At 63.1% G+C, this 20,651-nt stretch carries 14 protein-coding genes; 10 read left to right on the top strand and 4 right to left on the bottom strand.

All coding sequences use genetic code 11. The annotated features are described in order from the left end of the window. Positions 1 to 22: 22 nt before the first annotated feature. From VGL22_RS10440 to VGL22_RS10430, 3 genes are read right to left on the bottom strand one after another with little or no spacing between them, the layout of a single operon-like run. Positions 23 to 3,301, bottom strand: coding sequence for a DNA polymerase III subunit alpha (locus VGL22_RS10440; protein ID WP_465266856.1), 3,279 nt, complete (start codon positions 3,299 to 3,301; stop codon positions 23 to 25). Continuing rightward, a complete protein-coding gene (locus VGL22_RS10435; protein ID WP_465266855.1) occupies positions 3,294 to 4,787 on the bottom strand; it encodes a DNA polymerase Y family protein in 1,494 nt (497 codons plus the stop codon). The genes VGL22_RS10440 and VGL22_RS10435 overlap by 8 nt, the downstream gene beginning before the upstream one ends. Then, the gene (locus VGL22_RS10430) at positions 4,784 to 5,608 is read right to left on the bottom strand and encodes a P-loop NTPase family protein (protein WP_465266854.1); all 825 of its coding nucleotides are present in this window, start codon (positions 5,606 to 5,608) and stop codon (positions 4,784 to 4,786) included. The genes VGL22_RS10435 and VGL22_RS10430 overlap by 4 nt, the downstream gene beginning before the upstream one ends. 228 nt (positions 5,609 to 5,836) lie before the next feature. On the opposite strand from VGL22_RS10430, the gene VGL22_RS10425 reads away from it, so the two are divergent. From VGL22_RS10425 to VGL22_RS10380, 10 genes are all read left to right on the top strand, one after another. Then, positions 5,837 to 8,563, top strand: coding sequence for a GH116 family glycosyl hydrolase (locus VGL22_RS10425; RefSeq protein ID WP_465266853.1), 2,727 nt, complete (start codon positions 5,837 to 5,839; stop codon positions 8,561 to 8,563). Positions 8,564 to 8,870: 307 nt separating this feature from the next. Further along, entirely contained in the window at positions 8,871 to 10,568 is a 1,698-nt protein-coding gene (locus tag VGL22_RS10420; protein WP_465266852.1) for a nitrite/sulfite reductase, read from the top strand. Positions 10,569 to 10,592: 24 nt separating this feature from the next. Continuing rightward, on the top strand, positions 10,593 to 11,963 hold the full coding sequence (gene cysG, locus VGL22_RS10415) for a siroheme synthase CysG (protein WP_465266851.1): 1,371 nt from the start codon (positions 10,593 to 10,595) through the stop codon (positions 11,961 to 11,963). Between the two features lie 93 nt (positions 11,964 to 12,056). Beyond that, complete coding sequence (gene mtnP, locus VGL22_RS10410) at positions 12,057 to 12,935, top strand: S-methyl-5'-thioadenosine phosphorylase (RefSeq protein ID WP_465266850.1); 879 nt, start codon at positions 12,057 to 12,059, stop codon at positions 12,933 to 12,935. A gap of 39 nt (positions 12,936 to 12,974) precedes the next feature. Continuing rightward, a complete protein-coding gene (locus VGL22_RS10405) occupies positions 12,975 to 14,636 on the top strand; it encodes a hypothetical protein (protein WP_465266849.1) in 1,662 nt (553 codons plus the stop codon). Next, on the top strand, positions 14,633 to 15,343 hold the full coding sequence (locus VGL22_RS10400) for an MgtC/SapB family protein (RefSeq protein ID WP_465266848.1): 711 nt from the start codon (positions 14,633 to 14,635) through the stop codon (positions 15,341 to 15,343). The genes VGL22_RS10405 and VGL22_RS10400 overlap by 4 nt, the downstream gene beginning before the upstream one ends. Further along, the gene (gene dapF / locus VGL22_RS10395) at positions 15,340 to 16,176 is read left to right on the top strand and encodes a diaminopimelate epimerase (protein ID WP_465266847.1); all 837 of its coding nucleotides are present in this window, start codon (positions 15,340 to 15,342) and stop codon (positions 16,174 to 16,176) included. The genes VGL22_RS10400 and dapF overlap by 4 nt, the downstream gene beginning before the upstream one ends. After that, a complete protein-coding gene (locus tag VGL22_RS10390; RefSeq protein ID WP_465266846.1) occupies positions 16,173 to 17,111 on the top strand; it encodes a S66 peptidase family protein in 939 nt (312 codons plus the stop codon). The genes dapF and VGL22_RS10390 overlap by 4 nt, the downstream gene beginning before the upstream one ends. A gap of 122 nt (positions 17,112 to 17,233) precedes the next feature. Further along, positions 17,234 to 18,610 (top strand): UDP-N-acetylmuramate:L-alanyl-gamma-D-glutamyl-meso-diaminopimelate ligase, encoded by a 1,377-nt coding sequence (gene mpl, locus VGL22_RS10385; RefSeq protein ID WP_465266865.1) that lies wholly within the window; start codon positions 17,234 to 17,236, stop codon positions 18,608 to 18,610. Between the two features lie 5 nt (positions 18,611 to 18,615). Next, positions 18,616 to 19,326 carry a lysophospholipid acyltransferase family protein gene (locus VGL22_RS10380; RefSeq protein WP_465266845.1) on the top strand — a complete coding sequence of 237 codons (711 nt, stop codon included), beginning with the start codon at positions 18,616 to 18,618 and terminating at the stop codon, positions 19,324 to 19,326. A 20-nt stretch (positions 19,327 to 19,346) separates the two neighbouring features. Here the strand turns inward: VGL22_RS10380 and VGL22_RS10375 are convergent, their stop codons facing one another. Then, a complete protein-coding gene (locus VGL22_RS10375) occupies positions 19,347 to 20,042 on the bottom strand; it encodes an SPOR domain-containing protein (protein ID WP_465266844.1) in 696 nt (231 codons plus the stop codon). Positions 20,043 to 20,651: the final 609 nt, after the last annotated feature.

Raw genomic sequence — 20,651 nt, 5'->3', positions numbered from 1 at the left:
CCCTGAGTGTCATTCCCTGCCCTCAATGGAAATCCCTCGACCGCACCGTCGCTGTCGTAATCTCAATCGGCGCCAGCCGCTCGGCCTTCACATGCGTCACTCCATCCTGCTGCTGCAGCCTGCCCTCCACACGCAGAAACCGGCTCCGCGTCACCACCACCCGGTTCGCCTCGAACACATCCGGCGTCACAATCACATTCGCAATCCCCGTCTCATCCTCGATGGACAGGAACACGAAACCCTTCGCCGTCCCCGGCCTCTGCCTTGCAATCACGCATCCCGCCAGGCACACGCGTTGCTCATTTACGCCGCGTGTCAGATCGTCAGCGGTCACCATCCCCTGCGCCCGCAACTCCGCACGCGCATATGCCATGGGAGATGGCCCGGTCGTCAGCCCTGTCCCCCCAAAATCCGCTGCCAGCCGCTCATCGGTCGTCATCCTCCACAGCGGCCCCGACGTTGATGCCGCAACCTGGGTACCCCGTGTCTCGCTTTTGAGATTTGAGATAGAGAGAACGTCCGCACCACGTGCTTTCAACGTCTCCTTGAACAGTGGCCCCACCGGCCGCCCTGCCTGCTCCACCTGCCACAACGCATCGCGCCGATGCTCCACAGTCTCGAGCGCATTCAACGCCCCAATCCGCGCCAGCAGCACCAGCTCTTTCCGATTCAGCTCCGGCGCCCGCGTCACCATCTCCTCCACGCTCCGGAACTCCCCATCCTGCAGCCGCGCCGACACCAGCTTCTCCGCCGCCGCTTTCCGCAGGCCCTTTGCGTAGTTCAATCCAATCCGCAGCGATACCGACCCATCCGCCTCATGCTCCAGCGTGCACACACACTCCGACCTCTGCACATCCATCGGCCGCACCCGCAACCCGTGCCGCTGCGCATCCTTGATCAGCACCGCTGGCGCATAAAACCCCATCGGCTGGTTGTTCAGCAACCCGCACGTAAACGCCGCCAGAAAGTACACCTTCAAATAGGCCGACGCATACGCAATCAGCGCAAAGCTCGCCGCGTGGCTCTCCGGAAATCCATACATCGCAAACGAGCTGATCCCCTGCACAATCGCGTCCTGCGCCTCCTGGCCGATCCCGTTCTTCGTCATGCCCGAGCGCAGCCGCCCCTCCAGATCCTTCATCCGCTGCATCGATCGCCGCATGCCCACGGCTCTACGCAGTTCCTCCGCTTCCGCACCCGTGAAATCCGCCACCACCATCGCCATCCGCAGCAACTGCTCCTGGAACAGCGGGACTCCGAGCGTGCGTTTGAGCACCGGCTCCAGCGAGGGATGCGCATAGCTCACCTCCTCCTTTCCCTGCCTCCGCCGCATGTACGGATGCATCATCTTCCCCACAATGGGCCCCGGCCGGATGATCGCCACCTGCACTACAAGGTCATAGAACCGCCGCGGCGCGTTATGTGGAATCGACGCCATCTGCGCGCGGCTCTCCACCTGGAACATCCCCACTGTATCGGCCTTGCGCAGCGTCTCATACACCAGTGGATCTTCCGGCAGCGCCGCCAGCTCGACGTGCTTGCCGTAGTGCTGCGGGATCAACTCGATCGTGTCCTTCAGCACCGCCATCATGCCCAGCCCCAGCAGGTCCACCTTGATCAGGCCCAGGTCCGCGCAGTCCTCCTTGTCCCACTGCACGACGGTGCGGCCAGGCATGCTGGCGCGCTCAATCGGAACCACACGGTTCAGCATCCCCGCACAGATCACCATCCCCCCGGAGTGCTGCCCCAGGTGCCGCGGCAGGTCCTGCATGCGCATGCAGATGTCGAGATAATGCGCAATCCGCGGATGCCGCACGTCGAACCCTGCGTTGGCAAAGTGGCTGGCCATGGTGTCGTTCGCGCCCCGCCACTCCCAGTGCCCCACCAGCCCGGAGAGCCTCCCAATCTGCTCCTCGTCAAAGCCCATCGCTTTGCCCACTTCGCGGGCCGTGGACCGGCTGCGGTAGCTGATCACGTTCGCCGTCATGGCCGCGCCCACGGCGCCATAGCGCTCGTAGATGTACTGGATCACCTGCTCGCGCTGATCCCCCGAAGCAAGGTCCAGATCGATGTCCGGCCACTCCCCGCGGCTCTCGCTCAGGAACCGTTCGAACAGCAATTCCATGCCGACCGGATCGACCGCTGTAATCTCCAGCGCATAGCACACAGCGGAGTTGGCAGCCGACCCCCTTCCCTGCACCAGGAACCCGTTCCATTGGCAATATCGGATGATGTCCCACACAATCAGGAAATACCCGGCGAACCCCAGCTTCGCAATCAACGCCAGCTCATGTTGCACCTGCTTGCGCGCTTTCTCGAGTAAATGGCGCTTCGATGGCGCTCCATACCGCTTGCGCACGCCCTCATCCACACGCTTGGCCAGAAAGCTGTCGAGGGTATCGCCGCCCGGCAGGGGATATTTGGGAAACTCGTAGCCCAGGTTGTTCAGCGTGAACTCAAGCCGGTTGCTCACAATCTGCGTATTCGCAATCGCCTCGGGAATGTCACGAAAGAGCTTTGCCATCTCCGCAGGCGTCCGCAACCCCCGTGCCGTATTGGCCGTCAGCAGCCGCCCCGCCTTGTCCAGCCTGGTTCCATGCTTGATGGCCGTAAACACGTCCAGCAGCTCACGGTCCTTCGGCTGCGCATAACGCACTCCGTTGGTTGCGACCACCGGCAGACCTGCGCGCTCCGCGAGCCCCAGCAGCGCCTGGTTGCGGCTCTCCTCCTCGCGAAGCTGGTGCCGCTGCAGTTCCACGTACACGTTGCCGCCGCCATAAACCCCGGCCAGCTTGTCTAACCTCTTGCGCGATTCGTCGCACCCGCCTTGTGCGAGCCCCGCCGCGATCGGCCCTTCCTCGCCGCCCGTCAGGCAGATCAGCCCGTCCGCAAACTCCTCCAGATCCTCGAGCGTCGCCGCGCCCTCGGTCTTGGTGGTCTCGCGCATCTTGAAGCGCGTAATCAACTGGCAGAGGTTCTGGTACCCGGCCTGCGAGGCACACAGCAGGGTCACGCGCGGCGGTTCGGCCGGAAACTGATGCGGCAGCCAAGGCGCCGGCGTCAGCATGTCACCAAGCGAGGAAACCGCAATTTCCGCCCCAATGTGCGCCTTCACGCCGCAGCGACCGGCGGCGGAGTGAAACCGCGCCACCCCGTACACGCCATTGCGGTCCGCCAGCGCCATTGCCGGCATGCCGAGTTCTCCGGCGCGCGTAATCAGCTCTTCCGGCTGCGACGCCCCGCTCAGAAAACTGAACGCGCTGGCCGCATGCAGTTCGACATAGTTAGCCTTCTCAGTCATACATGGCCTCGAGCTGCCATGAATCCTGCGCCCGATCATGCACGAGCAGGCATGCCAGCGGCACCTTCTCGGCACCGGCGGCCATTACATCCCACTCTTCTGTATCCCACTCGTCCGGCGCCCACCAGCTCCCACTCGTCCGCCATGGCCCATAGGCCGCCGTCACCTCGTAACGCAGCTCCCTGGTCGCAAATGCCGAAGGTTCGCCCTCCCGCAGCCACATCCGCACCGGCAAGGCCGGCCGCAGCCTTCGCAGGCCCATCCGCGGCCCCTGCGTCTGCGCAGTCTCATCCTTTCCATCGACCCGGAAGTCCGTCATTTCGAAAGCACCGGGTCGATGCCCGTCCACGAGAACCGGAGATCCCACGCGGTCCTCACCCACAATCGCCTTCAGCCGCGCCAGCGTCACATCCAGGCGCGAGGGCTCCGGCGTCTGCGGCGCAAAAAGGCCCAGTTGCACCAGGCTCGACGGCGCCGCCTCCGCCGTAAGCTCGAAGTGCAGCACCGCCGCCTGCGGCGGATGCGCCGCGATCTCCAACTGCAGCAGCTTCAACAAAAACTTCCGATCCCCCGATGGAATCGCCGGCCGCAGATGCAGCTCATGTCCCGCCCCGCCGTCCAGCTTCATTCTGACCGTGAGGCGTGCCAGTGCAAGCGCACGGTCGCCAGCCCGTTCCACGAGTGCGTCGATCATCCGTCCGCCGACAAACAGCAGCGAATCCATCTCCTCCACCGCGTCTTCGAAAGCCAGAAACTCACGGAGCGCAAACGCCGGCTCCATCGGTTGAAACGCGTGCGGCAGCTCACCCCATGCTCTTTGCCGCCACGCTCTGGCTCGCTGCCCCAGCCGTGTAATGAGTTCCACTTCCGGCAGCGCCGCCAATTCGCCCAGGGTGCGGATTCCCCACACCGCGAAGGTCTCCCGCGGATCCTCATCGAGCCCCAGCGCACTGAGCGGCAACCTGGCGAGCGCCACCGCCTCTGCGCCCTCGGGAATCACATTGATTCCCTTGGTCCATGCCGCCTTGATGGCGGCCGCATGAAAATTCCCGCTCACAGTGATCGACGCCCGAAAACCCGCAGCAGACAGATCGTCCCGGAGACGCTGGGCCAGTTTTTCCGGCGGCCCAAACAGCCTTTCCGTGCCGGTAATGTCCAGCACAAACGCGCAGGCCGTCCCCGCGCTCGCCTCCTCGATGCGCGGCGAAAACTTGGCCGCCCGCTCCAGAACCACCAGCCGCGCCGCCGCCTCGCTCTCCTCCGATCGCGTCAGCATCCGCACTCCCGTGAGCCCCTCCACATCCAGCCGCGACATGCCCATGGCCGTGCCGCGCCGCAGCGCATGTCCGTTTATCGCGCACACAAACTCATGGGGAGCTGCACCCTCCATCACCACCACCGGTTCGCCCGTCAGGTCATTGCGCAGCCGCAGCAACGCCTGCGCGGGAAACTCCGCCACGTGCACACATAAGTACAGTTCGCTCATGCCCGCCTCTTCAATTCGGGATTCCACGCCGCACCTGCCGACCAGGCACTCGCCGGTCCCTTCTTCTTCCCCGCCATTCCCGGCGCGAACCGCTGCTTTTCTTTCTCCAGTTCTGCCGTGAATCCACGCAACACAGTGCCCCCAGCCGCCTCCGCGCGCAGTGGCGAGCAGGTCAGCGCCAGCGCCGCACTCGATTGCGCAAACGCCGCTTTGCCCAGCAGCACCAGCGAGCACCGGGTCCGGTCCGCCGCCTGCCGGAACCGGAACCAGGTCGCCAGTGGAATCCGCGTCCCGTGCTCCGCCTCCGTATCCCCCAAATCCAGCACAATGGCTGCAAAACCGCCTGCCTGCAACAGCAGATCCGTGGCCCGGAGCGCCTGATCCAGACGTGTCCAGGGCTTACCTACCCGCGAGTGCAGGCCATGCTGTTGTGGCTGATGAGCCCGGACTCGCTGGATTGACTGGGCTGACTTCAGGTGGTTTTGACACCGCACCCAAAGCAACTGCTTTAGAGGAACCCCGTTCGCCGCCGCCGACTCCGGATCCAGCGCATCCTGCACGTCCACCCACGCGCACACGCTTCCCTCCGCCGTTCTCTGCGCCACAAACGACAGCACCAGGGTGGTCCGACCCGAGCACGCCGGCCCTACAATCTCGCTGATCGCCCCCACCGGCAGGCCGCCCTCCAGAATCCGGTCGGCAGCCTCCACTCCGGTCGACGCAACCTCCCGCACCGTCCGCGCCGCTGGTGAAAGGGCAGAGGGAAACTTCGCTTCCAGTGAAAGCTCAATTTGACGGCGAACTGTAGCGGCGGAAGCCATGGAGGAAGGTCTCGGGGGTCCGATTGCGGAATGTTTACTGCGAAGATTCACTTCGCCGTATATTCGCCTATTCTCTCTCTGCCGCTCCTCTCCGTCAAACCGCTCGCCTCCCCGCACATTTAAAGCTGAAAAACAAACGTTTTATGCGCAGAAACGCGTAGTCTGAGGTGTCCCGTCCTGTCGGCGCGAGTGCTACTCTTTGCCTGTCACTTGCTCCCGGAGATAGGCATGTCCTCAAACAAGCGGCCCACCCGCCGCGAGTTCCTCCTCGCCAGTTCCGCCGCCACCCTGGCCGCGGCCGCACCTGCAATCGCACAGGCGCAGGCTTCTCATGAGCACCAGCCTGAAGCTCGTTCTCCGTACTCACCGGAAGAACTGCACCGTCCCGGCCCCCAGCGCACGTTCAGCGGCGACAAGGCGACCCAGATCGCCATGCCTATCGGCGGCATCGGCGCAGGCTGCGTCTGCATGAATGGGTACGGAGGCCTTCAGGATTTCTCCATCCGCACCCGCCCGGAAAGCACCGCCCTGCCGGAGGGCTTCACCTCAGATTCGCCTGAAGCCGCCTTCGCCATCCTTCACATCAAGGGCCACGCTCCTGTAACCAAGCTCGTGGAAGGCCCTTTTCCGCCGTTCAAGATCTTCGACCAGGGATTGCAGGGCCAGGGTTTGCGCCGTGGCGGATTCGAAGGATTTCCGCGATTTGCGAAATCCTCCTTCCAGGGCGAATTCCCATTCGGCACAGCAAAGCTTTCCGATACCTCGGTCCCACTCGAAGTGACGGTCACGGGCTGGAATCCCTTCATCCCTCTGGACGACAAGAACTCCGGGATTCCCTGCGCACTCCTCGAATACACGCTGCACAACCCATCCGCGCACAAGGTGGACTACGAGTTCTCCTACCATCTTTCGCATCTGGCGCCCGGCTGCCAGCCCGACCAGGCCTCCTCATTGAACGCCGCCATTCCCGGAAAAGGGGCGTTCCTTACGAATCGCGAAGCGCCCAACGCTGAGTCCTACGGCAGCGCGGTTCTGATGGCGATAGGCGATTCGCCAAAAATCAAGGCCATGTGGCTGCGCAGCCCCGGCTGGGAGTTCGACTCGCTCTCGGCTCTATGGCGCGAGGTATCCACCGGCACCTTTACCGCCAACGACGGCTCCAACCGCGTCGACCACGCCGGCCGCAATGGCGCCTCGATCCTGCTGCCGGGGACGCTGGCTCCCGGCGGCTCGCGGACACACACCGTCCTGATCACGTGGCATTTTCCCAACAGTTATCTCACCGAAGGACTGGCCAAGCCCATCGCCGGACTCGAAGGCCGCCCGGGTTGCCGGACCATGGCCGATGGAAAACCCGCTCCATGGAGCCCCTGGTATGCCGGCCAGTGGAAGGACGCACGAGAAGTCGCTCTTTCCATCGAGCAGAACTACACCGACCTGCGCCGTCGGACGGTCCAGTTCAAAGACGCGCTGTTTTCGTCTACGCTGCCGCCGTATGTGCTGGATGCTATCTCCGCGAACCTGGCCATCGTGAAATCGCCGACAATTCTGCGCGAGAAGAACGGCAATATCTGGGGCTGGGAGGGCTGTTTTCCGGATAACGGCTGCTGCCACGGATCCTGCACGCATGTGTGGAACTACGCCCAAGCCTTGCCGCACCTATATCCGCAGCTGGAGCGCACGCTTCGCGATCTTGAACTGGGCCGCTCCATGGACGAGCGGGGGCACATCAACTTCAGGGGAGCCATTCCTGACGGCCCAGTCGATCACAGCTGGCACGCTGCGTCCGATGGACAGCTTGGCGGCATCATGAAGCTCTACCGCGACTGGCAGATTGGGGGCGACACCGAGTGGCTCAAACGCATGTACCCGCTGGCCAAGCGGAGCCTCGAGTACGGGATCGGCACGTGGGATCCCGATCACCGCGGGGCGCTGTTTGAACCGCACCATAATACTTACGACATCGAGTTTTGGGGCGCTGAGCCGATGTGCTCCAGCATCTATCTGGGCGCACTGTCCGCAATGGCAAGGATGGCGGAGGCGGCAGGCGAGGAAGCTGACTCGCGCTCTTACACAGAACTCGCAACGCGCACCGCAGCCTACATGGACCAGCATCTCTTCAACGGAGACTACTACGAACAGCGCGTTCAATATGAAGGTTTGCGCGATCAATCGTTCGCCAAATCCATTGCCGAGGTGAACGATCAAAGCAGCGAGATGCAGCAGTTGCTGAAGCGCGAGGGCCCGAACTATCAGTACGGCCGCGGCTGCCTGTCAGACGGGGTCATCGGCGCATGGATGGCGCGCATGTATGGAATCGACACGCCACTGGCGCAGAAGAATGTGCGCTCGGGGCTGCACTCCATTTTCACGCATAACTTCAAAACCGATCTGAGCGAACACGCCAATGCGCAGCGACCCGGCTATGCCATGGGCCATGAACCGGGGCTGCTGCTGTGCAGCTGGCCGCAAGGGGACAAGCCTACGCTACCCTTTGTCTACTCCGACGAGGTTTGGACGGGCATTGAGTACCAGGTTGCCTCGCACCTCATCGCGGAAGACTTCGTTAACGAAGGGCTCACGATCGTGAACGCGGCCCGCAGCCGCTATGACGGCCGCACACGCAATCCATGGAATGAGTACGAGTGCGGTAACTGGTATGCCCGCGCCATGTCGAGCTATGCCCTGCTCGGCGCGCTGTCTGGCTTTCGCTACTCGGCGGTGGACAGAACGTTGCACTTCGGTCCGAAGCTGAGGCAGCGTCCGTTCACAACGTTCTTTTCGACGGCCTCGGCATTTGGCACCATCACTCTGAATCCAGACAACATTCGCGTCGAAGTGACGGAAGGGCGGCTCGATATCCAAAAGCTGGTGCTCAGTCACGATGGCGCGGAACAGGAGATGGATTGGCAGGTCACCATCGAGCCTAAGCGCAATGCAATCAAGACGCTCTGATGGCGGAAATTGCCTTTGATGTCTGCCGCCCTGCGAACGGCGGAGAGTTATCGGTTGCAATGCGGCCCCTCGCGCCGGTATCATCCCCCTATGCACGGTTTTACCTGTTGTCGCTGCTGTATGTACGCATCGCGCGCACAGGTGACCTGCATTGAGATTTAGTTCGTAGTTCAGGTTTCCCGACGCCCGCGATGGCCTACCCGTCGCGGGCGTTCGCATTTTGCAAGGAGAGTAGCCGAACTTTCCGGTCACTCAACAGCTTGCGCATCGCCACATCCGCAACAGCAAAGAAAGCCGAGGCATCCTCATGAGCACCGCAGTCCCCGAGAAAGAAACAAAGGCCCAGCGATCGGAACGCCTGAAGAAGCAGTTGGATCCATGGGCGGCGTTTGACGAGGTGCGCCGCTTTGCGCGCGACGGGCGCGCCAGCGTTCTTCCGGAGTGGGCGTCGTTCTACTTCAAATGGTGGGGCGTGTACACGCAGGGCGACGGGGTCGGGGCGACGGGGGGCAAGGGCGGTGAAGGGTTGGCGACGGAGTTCTTCATGCTCCGTGTGGGCATTCCCAACGGCATCCTCACCGCGCATCAGTTGCGGACGATCGGCGGACTGGCGCGCAAGCATGGCCGCAACCTGGCCGACATTACGACCCGGCAGAACATTCAGCTTCACTGGCTCACCATCGAGTCGCTGCCGGAGGTTGTCGATACCCTCGCCTCGATCGGGCTGTCGCCGAAGGGCGCCTGCGGGGACGTGGTGCGCAACGTAACCGGTTGTCCTCTGGCCGGCCTGGCGCACGATGAAATGATTGACGCTTCGCCGGTAGCGCGCGAAATCGCTCACCTACTCACCGCCAATCCTGATTTCGTCAACCTGCCCCGCAAGTTCAAGATTACGGCCACGGGCTGCCCGGACTGGTGCAACTATCCCGAGATCAATGACGTTGCCCTCACGGCCGCGGAACGCGAAGGTGAGGTGGGCTACTCGCTGCGGGTGGGCGGAGGCCTGTCGAAGGAGCCGCACCTCTCGCACAAGCTCGACGCGTTTATCCTGCCGCACCAGGCTGTGCCGGTGGTCAAGGCAGTCGCCGAGATTTTCCGCGATCAGCAAGGCCTGCGCGAGAGCCGCGACCGGGCCCGCCTGAAGTATCTCTTCATCAAGGAAGGCTGGACGGCGGAGAAGTTCCTTGACGAGTTGCAGAGCCGGCTCGACTTTACCCTTTTCCGCGGCGTGGAAGACAAGGTGCCGAGTGGCACGCTGCGCGACCATGCCGGCGTGCATCCGCAAAAGCAGGCGGGGCTTTCGTATGTGGGCGCCAGCGTGTTGCGCGGCCGCATGACGGGCGAACAGCTTGAGGCCGCCGCCGATCTGGCCGATCGCTTTGGCAGCGGCAACCTGCGCGCCACCATCACCCAGAATTTGATCTTCGTCGACGTTGCACATAAGAACACCGGGGAACTGGTGAAGGAACTCGGGCAGATCGGGCTGCATGTGGATGGCACCCCATTCTGGCGCGGCGCGATCGCGTGCACCGGCACCGAATTCTGCAAGCTGGCCATCACTGAAACCAAGGCTTTCACGCGCTGGGTTGTGGAAGAGATGGAAGAGCGCCTGCCGCAGTTCGACCAGGAACTGCGCCTGCACGTGACTGGCTGCCCCAACAGCTGCGGCCAGCACTGGATCGCAGACATCGGCATGGAAGGCAAGAAGATCAAGCATGAGGGGCAGATGGTGGACGCCTTCTACTTTTGCCTGGGCGGCGGAGTGGGCGAGTACGCCGGCATTGCGCGGCCCGTGGGCTATCGCTGTCCCGCAACCCTGGTGCCGGAGTCGATTGAGCGCCTGCTGCGCGAATACGTGGGCAGCCGGAGCAGCGACGAGAACCTGCGCGCATGGTTCCGTCGTCACAGCAACGATGAGCTTCGCGCGTATCTGGCGGGCGAGCCTGTGGGAGCCGTCGAGCGCGACTTGCCGACCGGTCCGGTGCCGCACGCCGTTGCCGAATAGCCAATTCGGAGAAGGGAAAACCGCATGAGCCTCTTGCCGATCTTTTTGAAACTCGAAGGGCGCCCCATCCTTGTTGTGGGCGCCGGCGCCGTTGCGCTCGAGAAGATTGGCACCCTGCTCAAAACCGGCGCGCACCTGCGGGTTGTGGCGCCCGCGGCTCTTGATGAAGTTCGCGCGCTCGCCGTTGAGGGCAGGATCGAGTGGATAGAGCGGCCGTTCCAGCCGGCCGACCTGGACGGCCACGAACTTGTGATTGCCGCGACAGATCAGCCGGAGGTCAATGCCGCCGTGTACGGTGAAGCCAGGCGGCGCGGCATCTTCTGCAACAGCGTGGATGACATTCCCAATTGCGATTTCTTTTTCGGGTCGATCGTCGCGCGAGGGCAATTGCAGATCGCGATTTCGACTGCTGGTGAGAGCCCCGCGCTGGCACAGCGCCTGCGCCGCGAGATCGACGGGCAACTCCCGCAGGATGTGGGGCCATGGCTTGAGCAGATCGGCGAGCTGCGCCGCGAGATCCTGGAGACGCACCCACGCGGCGAAGAGCGGCGCCTGCTTCTGCACGAACTGGCGCAGCGTCCGCTGTGCGCATCGACGACCTGTCCCACGCGTCTCATGGCTCGCACATCACGCGCTCATGCCGGTTCCAGCCACGGCGCGCGTGTCTACCTGGTTGGCGCCGGTCCCGGCGACCCGGACCTGCTGACGCTCAAAGCCGCACGCTTGATCCAGTCCGCCGACGTGCTGCTTCATGACGATCTGGTCCCCGCAGCCATTCTGGACCTGGCCTCGAGCGCTGAAATCGTCAATGTGGGCAAGCGGTGCGGCGCGAAGCACATCACGCAGGATCAGATCAACGCACTGATGATTGAGCACGCGCAGGGCGGCCGGTCTGTCGTCCGCCTGAAGAGCGGCGACCCGCTCATCTTTGGCCGCGCAGCCGAAGAGATGGACGCTCTTCGCGACGCCGGGGTGGCGTTTGAGGTCGTTCCCGGAATCACCTCTGCGCTGGCTGCGGCCGCGTCCATTCCCGCTTCCCTTACCGATCGCCGCACTGCGTCGGGTGTCCTCTTCTCCACTGGTCATCACGCGCAATCGCATAATGAGGACACGGTGCCCGCCATTGAAAACGCGACGCGCGTGGTCTACATGCCGGGACGCGACCTTGGGCTTTTGGCCGAGCAGTGGCTTTCCGAGGGGCTGCCGGCTGATTTCCCCTGCGTGCTGGTTTCACGCGCCGCCCAACCTGACCAGCAGGTGCGGCACACAACGTTGGCGACTCTGGGCAGCGAACCACGCATCCAGGCGCCCAGCCTCCTGCTCGCCGGGTGGGCCGTGGGAAGGCTTTTGCCGTCCGCACTGGAAGGCGAAATCACAACATCTCTCCGGGCCTGAACCACGACCGGTTCCGCACAGCGCAGCCTTTATACTGGACCTTTGCACAACTACGCTGAACGCGCGCGACGGCGCGCCTGAGGAGAGCGAGCATTGGCTGAGGCGGAGATCGGCATTATCGGCGGCAGCGGGCTTTACTCCATGCCCGGATTCACCAACATCCATGAAGAGCGCGTGGAGACGCCGTTCGGCGATCCGTCCGATGCCTTTGTGCTGGGCGAGCTTGAGGGCCGCAAGGTTGCGTTTCTGGCGCGTCACGGCCGCGGCCATCGCATTCTGCCGTCGGAGCTGAATTTCCGCGCCAACATTTACGCATTCAAGAAACTGGGCGTGGAGCGCATTCTTTCGGTCTCCGCCGTCGGCTCGCTCAAGGAAGAGCACAAGCCCACGGACTTCGTGATTCCCGATCAGTTCATCGACCGCACATTCCATCGCATCTCCACGTTTTTTGGGGACGGCATTGTGGGCCATGTCGCGTTTGGCGATCCGGTGTGCGCCACGGTGGCCAAAGCCGCGAATGAAGCCTGCAGCAAAGCAGGAGTGGTGGGAAAGCTGGGCGGCACCTACGTTTGCATGGAGGGCCCGCAGTTCTCGACCAAGGCCGAGTCAAACCTCTATCGCAGCTGGGGCGCCGACGTGATCGGGATGACCAATCTGCAGGAGGCCAAGCTGGCACGCGAAGCCGAGATCTGCTACGCAACGGTGGCTATGGTGACCGACTACGATTGCTGGCGCGAAGGCCATGATTCGGTGACTATTGAAGAGATCGTCGCGGTTCTGCACAAGAATGCGGCGAACGCCTGCGAAGTGGTGAAACAGGCTGTGGCTGCCCTGCCGCCCACAGCGAGCGGGGCTCGCACATGCGCCTGCGCGTCCGCGGCAAAGTACGCTGTACTCACGCAGCCGGACGTCATCCCCGCAGCGGCAAAAGACCGTGTAGGCCTGCTCTTCGGCAAATACCTCGGCTGGTAATCTGACGCCGCTTGTGCGTTCATTGGACGAGTTGAACCGTTGATTGACAACCGCATTGGACGCCGCGAAGCCATGGCCGTGCTGGCCTGCTGCGCGGCTGTATCGCTGGTGGCGATTGCCTGGAGCTGGCAGCATGACGCGCTGCTCAACTACGGCGATGCGGAGGCGCATCTGCACATCGCGCGCCGCGTCATCGATTCGCACCGTCCCGGTCTAACCCAGCTGGGGTCGGTGTGGCTGCCGTTCCCGCATCTGCTGATGATCCCGTTCGTGGCGCACTTCGAGTGGTGGCGCAATGGCATGGCCGGATTGATTCCCTCCTGCCTGGTGTGGCTGGCATCCTGCTGGGGCGTCTACCGGCTTGGCCGCCAATGGCTGCCTCCGGCGCCCGCGGCGGTCGCTTTCGCGTTCTTCGCTCTTAATCCGAATCTTCTGTATCTGCAGACCACGGCGATGACGGAGCCGCTGTTTGTATGCGAGATGGTGTGGACCGTGGTCTGGCTGGTAGAGTGGCGCTCGAGCCTGGCTTCAGGGGATATTGGCCGGAGCAGGCGCCTTCTTTGGCCTATAGCCGTCGTTCTGGCCGCCGCCGTTTTCACGCGCTATGACGGCTGGATCATGGCTTTCCTCGCGTGGACCTCCATCGGCATCGTGCTGCGCAGGCGCGGCCAACTGCGCGGTGCCGCTTTCTGTGCCGCGTCGGCGATCGTCATTGCCGCTCCCGTCGTCTGGCTGGTGTACAACCAGGTCGTCTTCGGCGACTGGCTCGACTTCGCGCGCGGTCCCTATTCGGCCAAAGCGATCGAATTGCACACGGCCACACCGGGATCCGGACCGCCTCACCCCGGCTGGCACAACCCGTGGGTTTCGCTCATTTTCTATGTGAAGACAACCGAGATGGTGGCTGTCGCCGAGCAGTGGGGCAATCTGCTTCTTGTCCTAAGCTTGTTGGGAACGGCCTGGGGATGGTTGATCGGGCGGCGCAAGGGGTTCCTGTGGGCTCTGCTGCTGTGGCTGCCGGTGCCGTTTTACGCATACTCGGTCGCGTATGGTTCAGTGCCGATTTTTTTGCCGGTATGGTGGCCGCACTCCTACTACAACACGCGTTATGGACTTGAGATGCTGCCGGCTCTTGCTCTGGGTGTGGGTGGTGCGGCCAGTTTCGTCCTCACGGGGATGGGCGAATTTAAGCCGCGCTGGACGAGGGCCGCGGCCGTCCTCCTGCTAGTGCTGGTTGGGCTGAATCTCGGCATCATGCTCCGCCATCGGCCTCTGGTATACGTTGAGGGCGTGAAGAATGCCTCCGCGCGGCGTCCGTATGAGCGCGTCATCGCCGCAGCCCTTCGCACACAGCTTGCCGCACATCCTGACGCCGTGGTGCTGATGAATACCTCGGTCTATCCGCAGATTGTGGCCCTGAGCGGAATCTCTCTGCGTCAGACCATTAACGAGAGCGACCGCGAGTACTACCAGGCGGCATTGAACGCGCCCGCGCAGCACGCCTCCTTTGCCATGGCACTGGCAGGAGACCAGATTGAGCAAGCCATTCGCGCGCATCCGGCGGGCATGGTTGCGATCGCCCACTTTTCCTGGCCTGAACAGCCCGACGTGACGCTTTACGCCTCCGATACCTCGCACGTAATCGGCGCGGCTGCAGTTCACGATGCAGTGGTAGCATCGGCCAAGGACAAACTGCCATGAGCGTGGCCCATTTAGCCCAGCCGTTCAGCTTCAGCTGGTTGCAGCAGGGCGCGGTTGCCGGCGGCGCTGTCGGCCGCTTGTTCCTCGCATGCATTCTGGGCGCTGTTATCGGCCTGGAGCGCGAGGTGAAGCGCAAAGCCGCCGGCGTGCGCACCAACCTGCTCATCTGCATGGGCTCTGCGTTCTTCACGCTGCTCTCGGCGGTACTCGCCGGCGACACGGCGGACAAAGGCCGCGTGGCTTCCAACATTGTGCAGGGCATCGGATTCCTTGGCGCCGGTCTTATCGTTCACAACCGAAGCCGCGTGAGCGGCCTCACCAGCGCAGCCAGTGTGTGGGTCGTCGCATCTATCGGGATGGCGGCGGGGGCCGGCCTTTATGCCGCGGCCTGTATCGCCACGGTGATCGTGATCGTTGCGCTTGAAGTGGTTGGATTCCTCGAGCGCCGCGGCAATCTGAAGGGCTACCCGCTTATCTACGAGATGCGCGGCCGCGATCAGACGCTGATGCTAACCTCGATTCTGGACGCCATGGATCGATGCGGCGAAAGACTGACGAACGTCGACCGGGACGCAATTGGAGACCTGCAGCGCGTCACCTTTGTTCTCACAGCAACGGCGAACAAGCACTTCAGATTGCGGGAGCGGTTGAACGCCGAGCCTGCCATTGATACCGTCCATACTTTCCGCGACCCGGAGGAAGATTGATTCCCTTCACCAAGGCGCACGCGTGCGGCAACGATTTTCTTATTGTTACGGAGGAAGCGGCAGCGGGGCGCGACTGGGCGGAACTCGCGCGGCAGTTGTGCGCGCGCAACACGGGTGTGGGCGCCGACGGAGTTGAGTTTTTTGCCTGGACCAATCAATCCGGTCCAGGCGCGAGGGAAGGCCGCATTCGCCTGCACAACGCAGACGGGTCGGTCGCCGAGATCAGCGGGAACGGGACACGCTGCGTGGCTGCCTGGATGGCCGAAGCCGCCGGGGCGCTTCCCGGCGATACCCTCGAAATCGAAACAGACGCGGGCCTGCGCATCTGCCATGTGAACTCGGTAAACAGGGAGAAGGGTTTTACAGTCGACGTCACGACCGGCATGGGCGTGCCTGAGTTTACTGCGCGCACGGTCACCATCCCCGGCGGAGTACAGATTGAAGGCGTGATTGTCTCGACAGGAAATCCGCACTTCGTCATTCTGGTCGACAACGCGGACTTTTCCGTCGATGGCCAGGGCTGGCAGAGCATCGGCCAGCAGATTTGCGGCCACCCCGATTTTCCCTATCAGATCAACGTGGAGTTCGTCCGCATCTTGAATCCCGGGGAGATCGAGATTCGCATCTTCGAGCGCGGCGTGGGACCCACCTCCTCCTCAGGCACGGGAACATCCGCATCGGCCACTGCAGCGATCGCGCTGCACGGCGGCACCTCGCCACTGCGCGTCCTCGCGCCCGGCGGCGGACAGACCGTCGCGTGGAATGGGCCCGGCACGGAGTTGCAACTCACAGGCCCGGCATCCCTCATTGCGCGCGGCGAGGCCTGGGGATGAATTCCGTACCTCTGATCCGTCTGGCTCCTTTGTCATCGAAGGCTGCTGTCCGCCTGATTGCGCCGGCCTCGTTTGCGCGGCAGGACCGCATCGATGACGGCATGAAAGGGCTGCAGGCGGCGGGTTTCGCGCCGCAATTTTCTGAAAATGCCCTGGCGCGCGGACCACTCTTCTTTGCCGGCACGCCCGCGCAGCGCATCGCCGATCTGCATGCGGCTTTCGCCGATCCCGAGTCGCACGTGGTCATGGCGCTGCGCGGCGGTTACGGCTCCAACTATCTTCTCGACGATCTCGACCTCAAGCTGATCGGGCAGCACCCCAAGCCCTTTTTCGCTTACAGCGACCTCACTGGGACGCAGCTCTACCTGCTCGACAAGCTCGGCCTTGCCGTCTTTCACGGGCCGATGCTCGCGGCGGATTTCTATCTGGAAGACGGCGTGCATCTGCCCAGCTTCACGGCATCGCTGGCGGGTGATCCCTACACCCTGGGGGCGGCAGAGGGCCTGCGCACATTACGACCCGGCATCGCACGTGGCACGCTCTATGGCGGTTGCCTCAGCATCATCGTTTCCCTGCTGGGCACCGCCTACGAGCCGCAGACGGAGGGCAAGCTTCTGTTTCTTGAAGACGTGGGCGCCAAGCCGTATCAGATCGACCGCATGCTGTGGCAGTTACGCCGCGCCGGCAAATTGGAGGGTGTACGGGGCATCGTGTTCGGGGAGATGCTCGACTGCGCATCGCCGGGCGCCGATCCCGACCTGCTGGAGCGCGCGATTCTCCATGCGCTTGAGGGCATGGACGTCCCTGTCGCCTTTGGGTTGCGCAGCGGCCATGTCTCGCGCCAGAACGTCACGCTGGTGTTCGGGGTGCAGGCCGAGCTGGATGCGGGGAAAGAAACAGAACTTCGCCTCATCGAGCCCGTCGTCAGAGAATAGGAGAATAGAGGTGTGCACGCTTACACGATGAAGAAGGCTATGGCGAGTCTCGGTATCCCGGCGGTGACAGCGTGAGTCAGTCTCCCAAACACATTCACCTGGTCGGGATCTGTGGCACCGCGATGGCCTCCATTGCGGGACTGTTGCAGTTGCAGGGCCACCGCGTCACGGGCTCTGACAACGCAGCCTATCCGCCCATGAGCGATCAACTGCGCGAGCTCGGCATTCGCATCCACGAACCCTACGCGGAATCGAACCTGGACCCGGTTCCGGACCTTGTGGTGATCGGCAACGCGCTTTCGCGCGGCAACCCCGAGGTGGAGCGCGTGCTTGATGAACGCATTCCATTCACGTCGATGGCGGCACTGGTGCGCGAGGAGTTTCTCAAGGGGCGCGAGTCGCTGGTTGTGGCCGGCACGCATGGGAAAACGACTACGACAAGCCTGCTGTCGTGGATTTACCAGGTAGCCGCGCGCCAGGTCCCTGCGCGGGAGCCGTCGTTTCTGATTGGCGGCGTGGCGGAGAACTTCGGATCGAGCTTTCAGCTTCGCCCCACGCGCACCTTCATCATTGAAGGCGACGAGTACGACACGGCGTTTTTCGACAAGGGGCCGAAGTTCCTCCACTACTTTCCTGACGGGCTGATCCTGACGCACGTAGAGTTCGATCACGCGGATATCTACGCCGACCTGGAGGCCGTGAAGACAGCGTTCAAGCGGCTGGTGAACCTGGTTCCACGGCGTGGGGTGATCGTCGCTTATGACGGCAGCAGCAACGTCACGGAATGTATATCGCGAGCCTTCTGCCGGGTAGAGCGCTACGGGTTCAAGTCCGAATCCGAATGGTGCATCCAGAATCTCCGGCTGGAAGGCGGCCTGATGCGCTGGGAGGTCTGGCGCAGCGGGGCGCAATGGGCGGATCTCGAAATGCGCCTGGGCGGCGAGCATAACGCCCTCAACGCCACGGCGGCCGCGGCGCTCGCAGCGAATCAGGGCGTGTCTTTAGAGAGCATCCAGACGGCTCTGGCGGAGTTCAAGAGCGTGAAGCGCCGCCTTGAAGTACGCGCCGAGATCGGCGGCATTACCATCATCGACGATTTTGCGCATCACCCAACGGCGATCCGCGAGACGCTGCGCGCGCTCCGCGCTCTCTATCCGCAGGGGCGGCTGTGGGCTGTGCTGGAGCCGCGATCGAATACGCTGCGGCGCAAGGTGCTCGAAGGCGAGCTGGTTGAAAGCCTGCGCCTGGCGGATCGAGTGGTTCTCGCCGGCGTCTACCAGCAGCAGCGCATCGCGGAAGAGGAGCGTCTGCACCCGGAGGACGTTGTCCGCGCGCTCAGCAACGGCGGCACTGCGGCCGCGCTCTATCCTGATGTCAACCACATCCTGGATGAAGTCGTTCCCCAACTCAAGCAGGGTGACGTTGTCGCCATCCTGTCGAACGGCGGGTTTGACGGCATCTACGAGAAGCTTCCCGCACGGCTGCAAGCTCGCGCCTGACTTATATGCTCGCCTCACTCACGCTGCTCGCCACCATCTTGATCCTGGGCGCACCCGCGGCGGTGGTGTTCATTCCGTGGGCCATGGTGACGGGCGATGCGACACCGCTCTATAACGCTTCGCTTGGGATTGTGCGGCTGGCGTTGCGGCTGGCGCGCGTCCGGGTGGAGGTGGAAGGCGCCGAGCGGGTGCCAGCGCACACGGCGTGCATCTTCATGGCCAATCATGTTTCCAATCTCGACCCGCCTGTGCTCTTTCCGCGACTGCCGGGCCGCACGTCCGCGTTCCTCAAGCGGTCGCTCATGAAGATCCCTGTGCTCGGCTATGGCATGAAGCTTGGGGAGTTCGTTCCAGTGGAGCGCGAGGGCCGCGTGGAGAGCGCCATTGAAAGCGTGGCGGCGGCGCGCAGCGTGCTCGAGAAGGGGCTGCACATCACCACGTTTGTGGAAGGAACCCGTTCGCGCGACGGGCGCATGCTGCCCTTCAAGAAGGGGCCGTTCTATCTTGCGATGGAGACGGGCGCGCCGGTGGTGCCCATATCGATTTATGGCACCGAAACCATGATGCGCAAGGGCAGTATAAGCATCAAGCCGGGAATCGCGCATATTGTGTTCCACGAGCCGATTGACCCGCACGCGTTCTCTGGCCGGGATGAATTGATGGCAGCGGTTCGGGCATCCATCGCTTCCGGCCTGCCGGAGTGGATGCGCAGCTAAGGGATGCGGGGCTGGCTGGGCTACGGCTCGATGATGGCGTTGTAGCCGTCGTTGAGCAGGCGCTGGCGCATGGCAGAGGCATCTCCGTGGGTTGCGAAGGGTCCCACCTGCACATGCAGCAGATTATCCGCGGGGTCGCGGCGAGACGATACGGCGTAGCCGCGCTTGCGCAGGGCGCTCACCAGCACGTCCGCATCCTCGGCATGGGAGACGGCGGCGATCCGCACCATCCACACCGTGCCCTGGCTCAGGGCGGATTGGACCTGCCCGGCAGCAGCAGGTTGGCTGGCAGCCTGCTGGGCGGGGAGGGCGGTCTGCACCATCGCAGGACTTCCGCCGGCTGGCGGCGCGGCATTGCCGGGAGTGTAGGCGGCGGCCACGGGGACCGCCGCCTTGGAGGCAGACGGAGCGGGCTCATCAGCGGCAGCAGCGGGGTCCTGAGTATCTGCGTGATTCGGCAGGGCGCTCTGATTCGGCGCCGGTTTTGACTGGCTGAGAAGTTGTGCGGCGGAGGGCTCCGTGGATGGTGCCGGCGCGACCGCCAGTCCTTCAGCCGGGTTCCGATGGCCGATCGAATAGCCCCAGAAGAAAAACGTTCCGCAAACCACAAACAGGGCGGCCGCCAGGCCAATCAGCGCCGCCGGGCCGAGAGTGAGTTCCGTGTCGCGGGTCTCCTGGACGGGCTCGAATGCGGTGTTGCCAAAACCTCTGGGCATAGTGGGCTCTCTGGCTCAAGCCGGGTGGTGCGCGGCCTGTCGATCATGGGGAAGGAGGGTGCGCGGGCGCAGCCCTCGAATACGCAGCTTCCGGTACAGTTCAGGGTCGCATGGGAGTTGGACGAAAGCCAGACGAATTCGCAGTGGGCGTATCCACGGAGGGACTCAGGCGGGCAGGCGAGATGCGGGCTTGGTCCGGGAGGTGGTGAGACGGCACAGTTACTACTTAGTAATAATCAGGCGCTGGGCGAGGTTATTCTGAGGAAGGTTTATTCGTCTATCTTTCGTATTTTATTCGGGTTTGGGGCGAAAATCCGAGCAGCTGTTATTTTGGCATCTAATGCATTTATTATGAATAAATTAGCCGACATTTTCGAAGAAATATTTTGCAGCGAATGGGGGTGAAACCCTATTAGTTTTCTGGTTAACAGATGGTGAGTGGGTGGACGGGTTATCGTGACATGCGGTGCGGGATGGCACGAGGGATTTCATGAGAGCGCAGGGAGCAAGTATGGACCGGAGAGAACGGGCGTGACTGTGTCCGCGGTCACGAGTCAAGGGGCCAAGAATCAAGCTGTCACAAGTCGAGGCACCCGATCCGTGATGGCG

The sequence above is a fragment of the Occallatibacter sp. genome (assembly GCF_036502485.1).
Classification (GTDB): domain Bacteria; phylum Acidobacteriota; class Terriglobia; order Terriglobales; family Acidobacteriaceae; genus Telmatobacter.
Note: the sequence above shows the minus strand (reverse complement) of the source record. Positions and strands in the feature narration are given on the sequence as shown.

Excerpts from the sequence above, each read along its gene's own strand:
- VGL22_RS10440 (WP_465266856.1), bottom strand. The coding sequence starts at position 3,301 with ATGACTGAGAAGGCTAACTATGTCGAACTGCATGCGGCCAGCGCGTTC.
- VGL22_RS10435 (WP_465266855.1), bottom strand. The coding sequence starts at position 4,787 with ATGAGCGAACTGTACTTATGTGTGCACGTGGCGGAGTTTCCCGCGCAG.
- VGL22_RS10430 (WP_465266854.1), bottom strand. The coding sequence starts at position 5,608 with ATGGCTTCCGCCGCTACAGTTCGCCGTCAAATTGAGCTTTCACTGGAA.
- VGL22_RS10425 (WP_465266853.1), top strand. The coding sequence starts at position 5,837 with ATGTCCTCAAACAAGCGGCCCACCCGCCGCGAGTTCCTCCTCGCCAGT.
- VGL22_RS10420 (WP_465266852.1), top strand. The coding sequence starts at position 8,871 with ATGAGCACCGCAGTCCCCGAGAAAGAAACAAAGGCCCAGCGATCGGAA.
- cysG (WP_465266851.1), top strand. The coding sequence starts at position 10,593 with ATGAGCCTCTTGCCGATCTTTTTGAAACTCGAAGGGCGCCCCATCCTT.
- VGL22_RS10400 (WP_465266848.1), top strand. The coding sequence starts at position 14,633 with ATGAGCGTGGCCCATTTAGCCCAGCCGTTCAGCTTCAGCTGGTTGCAG.
- VGL22_RS10390 (WP_465266846.1), top strand. The coding sequence starts at position 16,173 with ATGAATTCCGTACCTCTGATCCGTCTGGCTCCTTTGTCATCGAAGGCT.
- mpl (WP_465266865.1), top strand. The coding sequence starts at position 17,234 with ATGGCCTCCATTGCGGGACTGTTGCAGTTGCAGGGCCACCGCGTCACG.
- VGL22_RS10380 (WP_465266845.1), top strand. The coding sequence starts at position 18,616 with ATGCTCGCCTCACTCACGCTGCTCGCCACCATCTTGATCCTGGGCGCA.
- VGL22_RS10375 (WP_465266844.1), bottom strand. The coding sequence starts at position 20,042 with ATGCCCAGAGGTTTTGGCAACACCGCATTCGAGCCCGTCCAGGAGACC.